At 55.2% G+C, this 743-nt stretch carries 1 pseudogene; it reads left to right on the top strand.

Going from position 1 to position 743, the window contains the following annotated elements:
• Positions 1 to 222: 222 nt before the first annotated feature.
• Positions 223 to 743: pseudogene (locus tag OKC40_RS22745) on the top strand (IS21 family transposase); the annotation flags it as partial.

The following is a 743-nucleotide window of genomic DNA, read 5'->3' as shown; positions in this document are numbered from 1 at the left end:
GTGCATATTCCGGCCGATCATGAACACCGATTCCGGTTCAACGTGAACACCATTTCCGGACCAATGTGAACGCTCATTCCGGCTCAACCTGAACACTTTGCCCCTCCTTTCCGGAAACAGTGTTCAACATCCCGGAATCACTGTTCACATTCACCGGAATCATCCTTAACGCATTGATTTAACAACCTTTGATACGCTCTCCCTTTTGCCAGGGAAGAGCCTATGTCTGCCAAGAGGATTGCAATGCGTAAAATTCGTGAAGTGCTGCGACTGCGGCTGGAGGCTGACCTCTCTGTTCGCCAGATCAGTATCTGTACCAAGGTCAGTGTCGGCTCCATCCAGAAACTCCTCAAAAGTGCCCAGGCGCTTGGCCTTACCTGGCCCTTACCTACCGAGCTTGATGATGGCCGACTGGCTGCCCTGTTCTATCCGCAGGCCGATACCACCATCTCGGCCCGCCATGTTGTGCCGGATTGGCCCTCTGTCCATCAGGAGCTCAAGCGCAAGGGGGTCTCCAAACAGCTGCTCTGGGAGGAGTACACCCAGCGCTATCCCAATAGCTGTTACAGCTACTCCCAGTTCTGCGACCGTTACAAGTCCTGGTGTCAGTTGCAAAAGCGCTCCATGCGCCAGATCCACAAGGCGGGGGAAAAGCTCTTTATCGACTACTGCGGGCCCACGGTGCCCATCGTGTCGCCGACTACGGGTGAGGTCCGTCAGGCACAAGTCTTTGTCGCCGTGCT

This window comes from Aeromonas sp. QDB11, assembly GCF_027705265.1.
GTDB lineage: Bacteria > Pseudomonadota > Gammaproteobacteria > Enterobacterales > Aeromonadaceae > Aeromonas > Aeromonas allosaccharophila.
This window is presented reverse-complemented; position numbering and strand designations above follow the sequence as displayed.